The 13991-nt window shown below is 47.4% G+C and carries 10 protein-coding genes; 5 read left to right on the top strand and 5 right to left on the bottom strand.

Annotated features, from left to right (window positions below; translation table 11 throughout):
- Positions 1 to 462: 462 nt before the first annotated feature.
- Together ACXLDX_RS11060 and ACXLDX_RS11055 are read left to right on the top strand one after the other, a co-directional pair.
- Positions 463 to 2160 carry an AMP-binding protein gene (locus ACXLDX_RS11060; protein ID WP_457577239.1) on the top strand — a complete coding sequence of 566 codons (1698 nt, stop codon included), beginning with the start codon at positions 463 to 465 and terminating at the stop codon, positions 2158 to 2160.
- Between the two features lie 115 nt (positions 2161 to 2275).
- The gene (locus ACXLDX_RS11055; protein WP_457577238.1) at positions 2276 to 2701 is read left to right on the top strand and encodes a thioesterase family protein; all 426 of its coding nucleotides are present in this window, start codon (positions 2276 to 2278) and stop codon (positions 2699 to 2701) included.
- Positions 2702 to 2708: 7 nt separating this feature from the next.
- On the opposite strand, the gene ACXLDX_RS11050 is transcribed toward ACXLDX_RS11055, so the two are convergent.
- Entirely contained in the window at positions 2709 to 3863 is a 1155-nt protein-coding gene (locus ACXLDX_RS11050) for a hypothetical protein (protein WP_457577237.1), read from the bottom strand.
- A 204-nt stretch (positions 3864 to 4067) separates the two neighbouring features.
- On the opposite strand from ACXLDX_RS11050, the gene ACXLDX_RS11045 reads away from it, so the two are divergent.
- Positions 4068 to 5876, top strand: a complete 1809-nt coding sequence (locus ACXLDX_RS11045; protein ID WP_457577236.1) for an APC family permease — start codon at positions 4068 to 4070, stop codon at positions 5874 to 5876.
- A gap of 33 nt (positions 5877 to 5909) precedes the next feature.
- Positions 5910 to 7922 carry a molybdopterin-dependent oxidoreductase gene (locus tag ACXLDX_RS11040; RefSeq protein WP_457577235.1) on the top strand — a complete coding sequence of 671 codons (2013 nt, stop codon included), beginning with the start codon at positions 5910 to 5912 and terminating at the stop codon, positions 7920 to 7922.
- 65 nt (positions 7923 to 7987) lie between these two features.
- Here ACXLDX_RS11040 and ACXLDX_RS11035 read toward each other — a convergent pair whose 3' ends face one another.
- The 4 genes from ACXLDX_RS11035 to rpsU all read right to left on the bottom strand — a co-directional run bounded on the left by ACXLDX_RS11035 (position 7988) and on the right by rpsU (position 12941).
- Positions 7988 to 8620, bottom strand: coding sequence for a site-2 protease family protein (locus ACXLDX_RS11035; RefSeq protein WP_457577234.1), 633 nt, complete (start codon positions 8618 to 8620; stop codon positions 7988 to 7990).
- A gap of 102 nt (positions 8621 to 8722) precedes the next feature.
- On the bottom strand, positions 8723 to 11386 hold the full coding sequence (locus tag ACXLDX_RS11030) for a CBS domain-containing protein (protein ID WP_457577233.1): 2664 nt from the start codon (positions 11384 to 11386) through the stop codon (positions 8723 to 8725).
- A 268-nt stretch (positions 11387 to 11654) separates the two neighbouring features.
- On the bottom strand, positions 11655 to 12566 hold the full coding sequence (xerD, locus tag ACXLDX_RS11025; RefSeq protein ID WP_457577240.1) for a site-specific tyrosine recombinase XerD: 912 nt from the start codon (positions 12564 to 12566) through the stop codon (positions 11655 to 11657).
- 183 nt (positions 12567 to 12749) lie between these two features.
- Positions 12750 to 12941: a 30S ribosomal protein S21 gene (gene rpsU / locus ACXLDX_RS11020; RefSeq protein ID WP_407929178.1), complete on the bottom strand. Its 192-nt coding sequence runs from the start codon at positions 12939 to 12941 to the stop codon at positions 12750 to 12752.
- Positions 12942 to 13257: 316 nt separating this feature from the next.
- Between rpsU and ACXLDX_RS11015 the strand changes: the two genes are divergently transcribed.
- A partial coding sequence (locus ACXLDX_RS11015) for a D-alanine--D-alanine ligase family protein (protein ID WP_457577232.1) occupies positions 13258 to 13991 on the top strand: 734 nt, incomplete at its 3' end.

Raw genomic sequence — 13991 nt, 5'->3', positions numbered from 1 at the left:
CTCACAGGGGTAGCAATTATATGATTTTATTACATCTGAACTGTAATTGCTCACAGGTGCCGCAGATTTTTGCAGGCTCTTTTGTTCGCTATAGCCTACCTATGCGGACAAAAGAGACCGTGAAAAGCTGGGGTGCCTGTGAGTAATTACCTTTAAAATACACAACTTCGGTACAGAATTGACCGGAGTTACTGTTTTGTGTACAATTGCGCCATTGGTCCGGTGTGAATTTTCTGCATTTGTGGCGGGTTTGTGATTATTTTTGCTAACGCTTCTGGTGGAAAAATCACTTATCTCTTCGGGGGGTTCGCTTAATGCATTCTGATTTATTTTAACTCATGGAAACAGCAAGAATTGTAATCAATGCATCCAAAAAAATCAGACTGCATCGAACGATCACAGATTCAGGAATTCGGTAAAATAAACAGTGTCCTGGCAGGGGGCTTTCAGCAGGGGTGATTTATGGTTTCGGATGTGGAAGTGAGCATGACCCTCAACTATGTTATCGACTCCAGCAGTTTTAAATTCAGGGAAAGACCGGCTATTGGTATGGCCATGGAAAAACCCCTGACTTACGGGGAGTTTCACAGGCGAATAATCGCCCTTGCAGAACGAATGCAGAATGAGGGAGTCAAAAAAGGGGATCGCATAGCCATTCTCAGTGAAAATTCTCATAACTGGGGAATTGCCTACCTGGCCATTGTTCGAATAGGTGCGGTAGCTGTTCCAATTCTTCCTGATCTGCCTGAGAGTGATGTTCATCATATTCTAAAGGAGATGCAGATCAAGATTCTTTTCACCACCCAGAAACAGATAGAAAAGGTCTATGAACTGAGTGAAGAACTGAAAGGCCCCATTATTACCCTGGATGACTATGAAGCAATCATCGGTGTTATTCCGGTGACACCCTTTTCTGCCTATTTAGAGGAGGCTCTGAGTGCTCTCAGGGAAAGCCTTGAGGATCCAGTCTTTCCTGCCGTTGAAGAAGATGATATTGCTGCTGTTCTCTATACCTCCGGAACCTCGGGTTACTCAAAGGCTGTTATGCTGAGCCATAAGAATCTGACCTCAAATGCCTACGCGGCATCAAGCCTGATGGAAATCAAACCCGGTTCGACCTGGCTGTCCATTCTTCCCATGTCCCATACCTATGAATTTACCTGTGGATTTATTCTGCCTCTGCTTTTTGGTTGTCGTATAGCCTATGCGGGAAAGTCTCCGACACCCGCTATCCTGCAGAAGCTCTGCAGTTATGAGAAGCCTTTTGTGATTTTTGCCGTTCCGCTCGTTCTGGAAAAGATCTATAAAAAACGGGTTCTGCCCCAGATAGAAAAGAGCAGACTGCTCAGTCTTATCTGCAAAACAGGTGTGGGGAGAAAATTTATTTATCGGAAAATAGGAAAAAAACTGCTGACTTTTTTTGGAGGAAATCTGGGGCTGATGGGAATTGGTGGCGCCGCGTTGAATCCTGAGGTGGAGCGTTTCCTGTATGAAGCGGAATTTCCCTATTTGATCGGTTACGGTATGACGGAATCATCTCCTCTGATTGCTGGTGGTCCAAAGAATGACAAAACCATTGTCATTGGTTCCACCGGAAAACCATTGCCCGGTGTCGAAGTGAAAATTGTGGAACCGGACAGGGAATCCGGAATCGGAGAAATCTGTGTCTGCGGGCCGAATGTCATGAAAGGTTATTACAACGATGAAGAGTCAACCAGAGCCGCCCTGGGGCGTGACGGCTGGCTGGCTACCGGAGATCTTGGATATATAGACGATTTTGGCAACCTGCATGTCTGTGGCCGGTCAAAAAATGTCATCATAATGGCCAATGGAGAAAACATTTATCCGGAGGCTATTGAGCATAAGATAAATGCGTTTCACTGGGTGGTGGAAAGTCTGGTGATTGAAAACAGTGGTCGACTGGAGGCATGGATTTATCCGGATTACGAGTTTATTGACGACCAGACTGCCGGTCGGTCCAGGGCTGAAAGGCGTGCCTATATTGAAGACCTTCTGGAAACAATGCGCAGTGAAATTAACACGGAACTGTCAAAGACATCCAGAATTGCAAAAGTTTTTGAGAGAAGAGAACCTTTTATCAAAACAGCAACCCATAAGATCAAACGATATCTTTATGACGGCCATGCCATTCTGGGTTGACCATGAATCTGTGTAATTGATCACAGAGTTGCTGCCCCCTGTGAGTGGTTACAATCCGTGAGGGTTGGATGGTGATGCAGTGTAATTACAATGAGTCTTTAAGAGGAGGCTTGTCATGAAAGACACTTTGAAGCCGGGGATTCGTTATGAGCACATGTTTACAGTACCGGAATCCAAAACAGTTGCCTCTCTTTATCCTGAGGCTTCCGAATTTATTGAAATGCCGGAAGTGTTTGCAACCGGATTCCTGGTTGGACTCCTGGAATGGACCTGTATAAAGGCGATTAATCCCCATCTGGACTGGCCGGGGGAACAGTCTGTGGGGATCGGTATAGATATCAGCCATGAAGCTGCAACTCCGCCCGGTTTTACAGTGACTGCAACAGTTGAGCTGATCAGGGTTGAGGGGAAAAAACTCACCTTCATCGTTGAGGCACATGACGGGGTTGATCGTATTACCCGTGGCCGGCATGAACGGTTCGTGATCAACAAGAAAAAATTTGATGCCGGAATTGCCGGGAAAATGAAAAACGCAGAGTAACGTATCTTTATTTTTTCTTTTTTTTCTTTCGGATCGGTTTGCGAAAAGTTTTTTTCCTGACGGGTCTGGAACGTTCACTGATAAACCATCGTGACGGTACACACGGTGGCAGCATGTCATAGGATTGTCCAATTCTGTGGAGCTTTCTCCAGGTTCCGTCCGGTGCCAGAAAAGCGCTTTTTCTACCGTTAATGATGACTCTCGGGGTGACGATATCGGGAAAGGCGATAATTTTTCCGCTGCGGATGTTTTTCAGGAAATGATCAAAAAATTCACAGGAATGTTTGAGCACAAGCGGGAAAGGGTCATATTTTTCTTCCAGCTCCCGGGAGTAGCGGGTGGTTCCCGGAGGGTCTGCAAAAGAGCATGATTCCAGGTCTTTTGAAATTACCGGTGTCCTTGTCTGGAAACCAAAGGTTTCTGAGATCCAGAGAGCAAGGGGACCGCTTTCTTCTGTCGCTTTCCTGACAATTTTATAGGGCTCGGGGGTGGTGATGTCTTTTCTGTGGAGGTGAAATTCCAGTTGGTCCCTGTATTTACTTTCAGCGAGAAGAATCTCCACGATTTTCATGGCGTCTTCACCCGGTTCCGTTGATTGTTCAAAGGTGTGGACGGTAACTGATTTTTGTTTTCGTACAAATGGAATCGTACCGGCGACCGCCAGGATACCTGTTCCGGAGCCGAATTCGCAGCCAGTCACCCGGCTGGCTATGGTGGCTGAAAGGGGCAGGTTCTGAATCTGGTGGACAAGGGCTGCTGTGGCCTTGGTGTCGAGAATACAGTCCAGGGCCCCAAGATGATTTGAATATCTCCGCAACAACTTTCCAAACGTATTATTTTGCCGCATCTGTACTCGCAAGGCATCAACCGGGTCTTTTCCTCGTTGTTCTTTCCGGTCGGCTTTTGAGTGGAGTTCCCTGTTTTGCCGCAAGATTGTCTTAAACTCCTTCCCGCTCAATCTGAAAAGGTTCCTGACGTACAGTTCAATGAATTCAGCCACTGATGACGCTTCCCTGTGAAAGGAAAGAGAACTCGTTTCCAGTTGCACAAGGTTGTCGTACGACTGAGCCAGTAAAGATTCCGGAGAGGTTTTTGCTGTCATGGCCTTGAAGTCTGATTGTTTATGAGAACAGGCATTCAGAAACATTGTGCTCAGTTTCATCTCTGTCTGCCGGTTTCAGAAAATACTCATAATTCAAAATCAGTGCAAAGTATAATCATTTCTTTCACTCAGGATACAAAAGTTATATTATGATGTTCTGGATGGTATGAATATCTGATTATATAAAAACACAGGTCATCTCCAGTCTCATAATTGTCAGGCTGAGTTTTGGTATAGTCAGATATGCTCGTGGTTGGAAAATGTATGGAAAGAACAAAGGAATCGGGTTTGACAAAAAAAAACAGAAGTGAAGAAAATACAATACGAAATATAACTGAACATAAAAAAGGCGGAATGGGGCAGTTGCCTGCAACGGCAATATGCGGCAACGATATAACTTCCTCCTGCCTTTATGTTTCGGCCCTCGCTGTCATTTATTCTGGGAAATGGGCACCTCTCGTACTGCTGATGGTAGCCGGTGTTCTCTATCTGTACAGGGGGATTTACGCGGAAGTGGTGGGCGCATTGCCGCTGAACGGCGGTGCCTACAATGCCCTTCTGAATACCACAAGCAAGTTTCGCGCATCGATTGCCGCCTGTCTGACAATACTTTCCTATATGGCAACAGCTGTTATCTCAGCATCTGAGGCCATACACTACCTGCATACGATTTTTGAGGTGATTCCCGTTGAGTTGACAACCGTAGGCCTTCTGGCCTTTTTTATGGTGCTCTCCATTATCGGTATTACAGAGTCAGCACTGGTTGCCATCGGGATTTTTATTTTTCATATGGTGTCTCTGGTTATTCTCCTGGGAGCCGGCGGTTTTTTTCTCCTGCAGAATGGTTTTGATATATTGCAGCTTAATCTTTCGACTCCTGCCCAGGGTGGGCTTGGAATGGCAATTTTGTTTGGTTTTTCCGCATCACTCCTTGGTATTTCAGGTTTTGAAAGTTCTTCTAATTTTGTTGAAGAACAGGCGGAAGGAGTTTTTCCAAAAACCCTGAGGAACATGTGGATCGCGGTCTCCTTTTTTAATCCGGTCATTGCGTTGCTGGTCCTTGCCCTGATACCCATGAGCCAGGTTCCGGAACATCAGAATGCTCTGTTGACTTACCTGGCCCATATTTCCGGCGGAAACTGGCTTGGTGTCCTTATTTCCGTGGATGCCGCCCTGGTGCTTTCCGGTGCGGTGCTGACGAGTTTTGTCGGTGTAAACGGTCTTATTCACAGAATGACTCTGGATCGTTGTCTGCCCCAGTTTTTCCTGAAAAAGAGCCGGCGGAATACGACACACCGTATCATTATCGCTTTCTTTGTTCTCTGTGTCTCGGTACTTGTGATCACAAAAGGTGATCTCAAGGCCCTGGCAGGAGTATACACCATTTCCTTTCTCTCGGTGATGGCGCTTTTCGGCATAGGTAATATTCTTCTGAAAACAAAGCGTGCCAGTTTGCCGCGTCCAACAGTTGCTCCTCTTTTTTCCGTTCTGCTGGCAGTAGCTGCGGTAATCGTCGGTCTTATCGGCAATGCCATGATGAATTTTCATTACCTGCTGATGTTTCTCGAATATTTTGTCCCCGCAGTTATTCTCGTGTCAATCATGCTTGGCAGGATAGCCATCCTGCGGGCCTATCTGTTTCTGGTCCGTTCCATGTTCATGTTTCTGATAAAACGGATGACGAATATCTCCCAGTCCATCCGTTCCCGTATTGAGGCCATTAATTCCCAGCAGATTGTTTTCTTTACCAGGGGAGATAATCTGGCCAATCTCAACCAGGCAATGCTCTATGTGCAGAGGAATGAACACACCAACCGAATCAAGGTTGTTACTGTGGTTGGGAGTGAGGATGAAATTTCCCCCGGTCTGCAGAAGGATATAGAGTTTCTCGATGAAGCTTATCCTGACATAGATATAGAGTTTGTGCCCCTGCTGGGGACTTTTGGTCCGGAGCTGATCAGGAAACTGTCGAAAGAATGGAATATTCCCGCTAATCTGATGTTTATAGGTTCTCCGGGAACACATTTTATCTATGGACTGGCGGATCTGGGTGGGGTACGTCTTATTATCTGATACCCAAATCCTGCACTTCAGAAAATAAAAAATATGGAAAAGAAAAAAACAATATGCCCTCTCGACTGCCCCGACAGTTGCGGCATCGTTGCCACAATTGAAGACGGCAGGGTCGTGAGCATTACAGGAGATAGAGAACATCCGGTAACCAACGGTTTCATCTGTCGCAAAATGAGGAAATATCCGGAGCGACTCTATGGTGATTCAGGAATCTTGTTTCCCCAGGTGCGTGAGAGCAGGAAAGGGGAGGGCAGGTTTCGTCGTGTCAGCTGGGATGAGGCCTTTGATCTTCTTGTGGAAAAACTGGCTGAAATAAAAAGGAAATATGGCGCCGATACAATTCTGCCCTATTCCTATGCCGGAAACATGGGAGCGGTCAATCGTTTTGCCGGTTATCCCTTTTTCCATAAACTGGGTGCTTCCAGGTTGGATCAGACTATCTGTTCTGCCGCTGCCGGTGCCGGATGGAAGAAGCAGTGCGGAAATATGCCGGGTTCACCGCCGGAAAAGGCGGGGGACGCTGACCTCGTTGTCTGCTGGGGAATCAACTGCAGGGTAACCAATATCCATTTCTGGCAGTATGTGGTGGAAGCCAGGAAAAAAGGTGGCAGATTGCTGGTGATTGATCCCTATCGCAACAGTACAGGGAGAAGTGCGGATATCTACGTATCCCTTGAGCCGGGAGGAGATGTTGCTCTGGCCCTGGGGATGATAAAAGCTCTTCTGGAGCTGGATCGACAGGACAACAGTTTTATTGAAAACAACACCACAGGTTTTGAAAAACTTGCTGTTTATCTGCGGGAAACCGGCTGGCGTGAATTTACAGATCAGTGTGGTGTAAACCGGGAGCAGATTACAGACCTGGCTCTTCTCCTGGCGAATCAGCCGAAAACTTTTCTTCGTATTGGTATTGGGCTTTCACGTAATCGCAGGGGCGGGATGGCTTTGCGGGCGATCACATCTCTGGCGGCTGTTCTCGGTCTTTTCGGGGAAGGGACAGGCAGGGGTGTTCTGTATAGCAGCGGAGCTTTCCAGGGGAGAAAGGCGGAGCTGACCCGGCCTGACCTTGCTGAAAAAACGACCAGAAAGGTGAATATGATCCAGCTTGGTCAGGCCCTTACAACTCTTGATCCACCGGTCATGGCCCTGTTTGTTTATAACAGTAACCCTTTAAGTGTTGCTCCGGACAGTGCAATGGTAAAAAAGGGGTTGTTACGCGATGATCTGTTTACTGTAGTCCATGAACAGGTAATGACTCCAACCGCCCGCTATGCCGATCTCCTGCTGCCTGCCACCACATTTCTCGAAAACAGGGATGTTTATACTGCCTATGGGCATTTTTACATGGGGGTTGTGGAGCCGGTTATTCCTCCCCGGGGTGAGGCCATGTCCAATTTTGATTTTTTCCAGACACTGGCCCGGAAAATGGGTTATGACGATCCGGTCTTTTCCCAGAGCTGTGATGAGAGAATAAGGAATTTTCTGATTGATATGGATGGCTTGCCAGGGGAAGTTGCACTTGATCAGGTTATGGCGGGAGGGTATGTTCATTCCACCAGGTCCAGGAAAAAGCAATCACTTTTGACAGGTATGGATATGAAGTTCCGGTTCAGTGCGCCGTTTTCTCCCCTGGAACCGGAAATTCCCTGCCTTCAGCCCGGAAAAGAGTTCGATGATATAGATCTTCTGGGGCGGTTTCCTTATAAGCTCATCACTCCACCCCATGCGGATTTATTGAATTCCACCTTCGGGGAGAGTCAGCAGGATTTTTCCGGGGAGGTGTTGATCCATCCAGAGGATGCAGAAAAAGCAGGTATTGTTCACGGAGATCTGGTGATATTGGAGAATTTCCGGGGTAGAACGAGTCGGGTTGCCCATCTGACAAAGGATACACGCCGGGGGTTGCTGGTTGCTGAAGGAATTTTCTGGCAGAGCGAAAAGAATGAAGGAGCAATAAATGATCTAACGTCCCAGAACCTTACCGACATGGGTGGTGGGGCTCTGTTTCATGAATCGCGGGTGCGACTCATGAAACCTGAATCCTGAAATTGGCAAGTTCTGAGTTTGCGCTTGCCCGTTGGAGATGCGAAGTTCAATGGCGCTGACGTATATTATGAAAGCAGCATGTTGTTTGCGAAACTGATAATCGGTAAAATAACTCTTGAGAGCAGGCCGCTGAAGGCAAGAAGAAGTATGATGACAAAGCCGTAGCGCTCAACCCGCATATATGATCTGGCCAGGTTGTCGGGAAGCAGGCCGGTCAGGATACGGCTGCCATCCAGGGGAGGGATGGGAAGAAAATTGAAAATACAGAGTACAAGATTGATCCAGACTGAAGCAATCAGCATCCTGCTTAAGGGGACGAGGATTGCTTCGGCAAGTGGAGAATAGGGCAGCATGGTGGCCAGAGCCCATATAAATTTGATTATAAAGGCGCTGAGAATCGCCAGTATCAGATTGGTGACAGGGCCGGCCAGGGCCACCCAGAGCATGTCTCTTTTCGGGTTTTTAAAATAAATGGGATTGACCGGTACAGGTTTGGCCCAGCCGAATTTAATAAAAAAGAAAGCAATTGTGCCGATGGGATCCAGGTGACTGAGCGGGTTGAGTGTCAGTCTCCCGGCATCTTTTGCGGTCGGATCCCCAAAACGCCAGGCTACATAGCCATGGGCAAATTCATGGAAGGTGAGGGCAAAGAGCAGGGGTGGGGCAAGGATAATGAATTCTATGATGGAGTTTTGCATGGAGACAGGGTGTAATGATTGCAGATTTGGTTTTTACCGGAATTCGTGACGGATTCAGGTTATAAATAACTGAGCGAGAGAATAAGCATTGTCGGCGTAAGATCAAAGAGGAAAATGTTTTCGCAAGAGAACAAGTTCATCGTCCCGGCTCTCGGCCAGGCCATCCATCCTGAAATCCCGCATTTTTGTCAGAATGGTTTTGAATTGTGGGCCTGGTTTGTAGCCCAGGTTGACCAGGTCCTTTCCCTTCAGTTCAGGTTCCACGTTCCGCAGGGTTGTCACATAAAGGGATACCGCTTTTTTCACATGATTTTTTCTTGCCAGTGCCATGATATAGAGAAGGCCTTCAATATGCAGCTCTTCGAGAAGAGAGGCGATCTGACTATTTGTGTATGTCGAACTGCGGGCAAGTTGATTGATGGCCCTGTCCGCCATGGCCTTTTCCTGAAGAAGGAATTCTGTTGTTTTCGGGCTTTCCTTAAAGCGTGTGCAGCATGACTTCAGTTCTCTCTGTCCGGATCTGCCGAAGATGGCCAGGAGGTAGACTATCCAGTTTCTGCATTCTTCTTCCAGGTAGAGGAGATGATACCAGGAAATAGCGTTGTGTGCCTGGGTGAGGATATGCCTGAACCGTCGATCGATTTTCAGGTGGGGACGCAGATCCGGCCAGAGGAATGGAAAAAGATTGAACTGTGCCAGTCGTTCAATGGCAGGGAGCGGGTCTTCCTCGGAAAGAATGATTTTGATCTCATTGAAATACCGGGGGTCGTGCTGTTTTCCAAACAGTTCCATATTAACCGCATTGACGATAAGACGTTTCGTATGCGGTGAAAGAAGGAAATTCATCCGCTTTTCAAACCGGATTGCCCTGAAAATTCTGCTGGGATCTTCAACAAAACTTAAGTTATGCAGTACTTTTATGGTGCGCTGTTTGAGATCGTTCTGACAGTTGAAAAAGTCGATCAGCATACCGAAATGGATGGGATTCAGCTGGATGGCCATGGCGTTGATGGTGAAATCCCGGCGATAGAGATCGAGTTTGATAGAAGAGAGTTCCACGGTCGGCATGGCAGCCGGATATTCATAATATTCCAGTCTTGCTGTGGCGATATCGATTTTAAAACCGTCGGGAAGAATCACCGTAGCCGTTTTGAAACGTTTATGGGTTCTGTATCTGCCCTTAAGATGGCCGGCAAGTTTTCTGGCAAAAATAATCCCGTCACCTTCAATGACTATATCCAGATCAAAATTCTGTTTTTTCAGAAGCAGGTCGCGAACGAAACCTCCCACTGCAAAGGCATTGTAGTTCATCTCCTCGGCCACATCTCCTATTGTCTGAAGAAGCTGTATCATATTGCGGTCAAGACAGTCGACAATGAGGCTGTTGACATTCCGCTTTTTCTCAAGAGACGGATGTTCTGATTCATGGAGGAGGTTTTTCGGTAGATGGGCCGGGTCATTGACCAGCCTGTTCAGCAGGTCGGTTCGAGTGATGACCCCTATGATTAAATTGTTCTCCACTATGGGGATCAACCGCTGATGGTGTTCAATTATAAGTTCCTGGATATCGGCCAGTGTTGCATTGAACGGGAGGGTCACGACTTCGGTGGTCATGTAGTCTGAAACCGGGCGATGATCAAGGTGATGGTGAGCCGCCTTTTCAATAACCTGGCGGGTGATGATACCGGCAAGTGTTGAAAGTGATCCCGGGGAGTGCTGACTTTCATCACATACCGGCATGGAGTTGATATTGTAGCGTGTGAGGATTTCTTTCACCTGACTGATGGGGGTTTCCGGTGACACCGAAATGGCAGGTTGTGACATCATTTCCCTGGCAATGGGTTGGGGAAGAATATGTCTGTGCAGGGAAAGGATCAGTCTTTCCTGGGCCTGTATCAGGGTGATATCATTAAGCGTGGCGGATGCCGCTGTCGGATGACCGCCTCCTCCCATGTCCCGGGCAATGATACCCACATTTACGTCAGCCATGCGGCTGCGTGCGATGAGATAAATCCTGCCCCCCATGGAGATTAGAGCAAAAAGTACATCGATATTTTCCATCGTCATGAACCTGCGCACTATGGGCGCAAATTCGTCAACATATTCAGGGAGCGAATGGGTGGCGATAACTATCGGTATATCTTGAATGGTATACTTCCTGGCGTTTTTCTGGAGCTGCTGCAGGATGTCGATGTGACTGCTTTTCAGTTCATGGGTGATAAATCGGGAAACCTGGTCCAGTTCCGCCCCTTTTTCAACGAGATAGGCCGCGGCCATAAGGTCTTCCTGAGTTGTGGAGAGATGGGTCAGGGAACCTGTGTCTTCGTATATGCCGAGAGCGAAGAGTGTCGCCTCTTTTTTTGAAAACGGGATATTTTTTTTCTGCAGTATGTTGACAAGCAGGGTGGTTGTGGAACCGAAATTTTCCTCTATTTCCACTGCACCATTAAGGTCTCCGTGATTGCCCGGATGGTGATCATAGAGATGGATTTCCAGGTTCGGGTTTTGCAGGCAGTCCGCAAACGATCCAAGTCTGCCGGCTACCTTTGTGTCCACCACGATAAGGGAGTTTATTTTTGCAGTATTGACCTGCTTTGCAGTAAGAAATTCATAGTCGTTCTGAAGATTTTCTGATATGAATTCCCGGACATTTCGCTCCTGGGAACCGGGGAATGCCATGACAGCGCCAGGGTACAGCTTGCTTGCTGCCACCATTGAAGCCAGACCGTCAAAGTCTGCGTTGATGTGTGTCGTAATTAACTGCATTGTGGTTTGCCCGGATCAGTTCAGAGGTAATCGCTCACAGGCACCCCAGCTTTTCACGGTCTCTTTTGTCCGCATAGGTAGGTTATAGCGAAAAAAAGAGCCTGCAAAAATCTGCGGCACCTGTGAGCAATTACAGTTCAGGGGTGAAAAAAATCATAAGGTTGCCGCCCCTGTGAGAAGTTACGGTTGATTTTCATTGTGCTGGGTCAGCTTCCTGATTCATTGTAGGATATTTAAATTTATTTTGCCAGCAATGTAATGGAGTTGATTATCCCCTGGGATGAAATTGCTTATGCACCTTTTTTAATCGTTCCTGGTCAATATGCGTATAGATCTGGGTTGTCGCAATATCGGCATGGCCAAGCATGAGCTGGACGGAGCGCAGGTCGGCTCCGTGGGCAAGGAGGTGGGTGGCAAATGAGTGACGCAGCATATGGGGGGAAATTTTTTTTTGTATTCCGGCGGCCTGTGCAGTTTTGCTGATGATCTGCCAGAAGCGGAGCCGGGTCATGCATCGGCCATGATGGGTGACAAAGAGATAATTGCTTCGTTTTCCCTTGAGAATCAGGGGACGCGCTGTTTCCAGGTAGAATTCGATTTTTTCCTTTGCCTGTTCTCCGAAAGGAATAAGACGCTCCTTGCCGCCCTTGCCGAGAACCCGGACAAAACCGGCGGAGAGATTGCAGGCTGCCAGGGTCAGGTTGATCAGTTCTGAAACACGCAGTCCGGTAGAGTAGAGAAGAAAAAGCATCGCGTTATTACGTTTTGCCAGAGGTGTCAGCTTTGCGGGTGGCATCAGGAGGCGTTTTACCTCGTCAAGAGTAAGAGCTTTTGGCAGAGTACGGCCACTTTTGGGCAGGTCAACAATGGCAAATGGATTGTGCTTGACGATTTTCTGCTGCACGAGAAAGGAAAAAAAAGATTTCAGAGCAGAGACACGACGACTGTTACTGCGGTTGGAGATGGACTGTTCACTGCAATGTTCAAGGAATGCATGGATAAGTGAAACATCCACGCTGTTCAGCTGTCTTTTACCCTGAGCCCTGATGAAGTGGAGAAAAAGAGTGACGTCCGCGGAGTACGCTTTTACACTGTTTTCCGCCAGTCGTCTCTCGGAGATGAGATAGTGGAGAAAAAGATCACGGGCGCCGCTGAATTGTTCGGAAAGTTGTGCTGATATGGTTTATCCCCGCAAATCATCTGCGAACCCGGATTTGCCGGTGCGACAAAAATGCGGACTCGCAGCCCAGAGGTAATAAAATTAAAGGTAATTACTTACAGGCACCCCCGCCATTTCACGGTTTCTTTTGTCCGCATAGTCCGGGCAGACACCGGTTATCCTTGGGGTGCAAAGAGGTACTACCTAAAAAGACCTTCTCATACGATTGAATTTGCGGAGCTTTCTGCGGGCTTCTGCCTGCTTTCTGCGTTTTTTAATGCTGGGTTTCTCGTAGTACTCACGACGCTTTAATTCTCTTTTAATGCCGTCAATCTGTAATTTCTTTTTAAGCTGTCTGATTGCGTACTCAAGATCTCCACGAACCTCAACTTCTATCATCTGTAGCTCCGTTTAACGAATTATTTGTTTATGCAAAAGAATCGACAAGTTAACGATTCCAGGGAAAATCGACAAGATGTCATGATGACAATCTCGTTTATATACTAAAGAGCAGGAGCTTTTGTCAATGGATTTTTGTGGCGATTACAGTTTTCCTCCTCTTTATCCAGAGGAGCGGTGCGTTGGGTCACTTCTTGTGGTAAAGTCAGGCACAGGTGTAGTTGGTCTCAGGGGTAGCAACTCTGTGATTTTATTAACTCTGAACTGTAATTGCTCATAGGTCGGGAAATGATATTGAATAACGAGGAGCGACATGGAAAAGAAAAAATTACATATAGCACTTCTGGCCGGTGGTGTTTCAACTGAAAGAGAAGTTTCCCTCGCGGGAGCGGTTGGCGTGGAAAAGGCGCTGGACAGTAGGAAATTTGAGGTGAAGCGGTATGATCCTGCAACGGATCTGGCACGCCTGGCAGCTGATGCGCCTGAGATCGATTTTGCCTTTATTCTTCTCCATGGTCTCTATGGTGAAGATGGAACAATGCAGGGGTTTCTTGATCTTCTGAAAATCCCCTATCAGGGTTCCGGGGTGCTCGGCAGTGCTGTTGCCATGGACAAGCATCTGGCCAAGGAACTTTATAAATTAAACGGCCTGCCGGTGGCGGACTGGCAGATCATTGAGGCAGGTGAAATATTTGATATGGAAAGGCTGCTTTCCCGGTTTGGCCTGCCTGTCGTGATTAAACCGGTTCGGGAAGGATCAAGCCTGGGGTTGACCCTTGCGACCAGTGAAAAGGAGCTTGAAAAAGGGATCAGGCAGGCCCAGAAGCATGATTCCATGGTGATGATTGAAAAATATATCCGGGGACGGGAGTTAACAGTGGGGGTTATCGGCAACAATGAACTGAATCCACTGCCTGTCATCGAGATCATTCCCGGGGATGAATTTACGTTTTTTGATTATGACGCGAAATATAAGGCGGGTGCTTCAAAAGAAGTCTGTCCGGCAGAGATTGATGACGAGTTGAAAAACAGAGTACAGAAATATGG

The sequence above is a fragment of the Desulfomarina sp. genome, assembly GCF_054039375.1.
The sequence above is the reverse complement of the archived record's forward strand: the minus strand, read 5'-3'. Positions and strand labels throughout refer to the sequence as shown.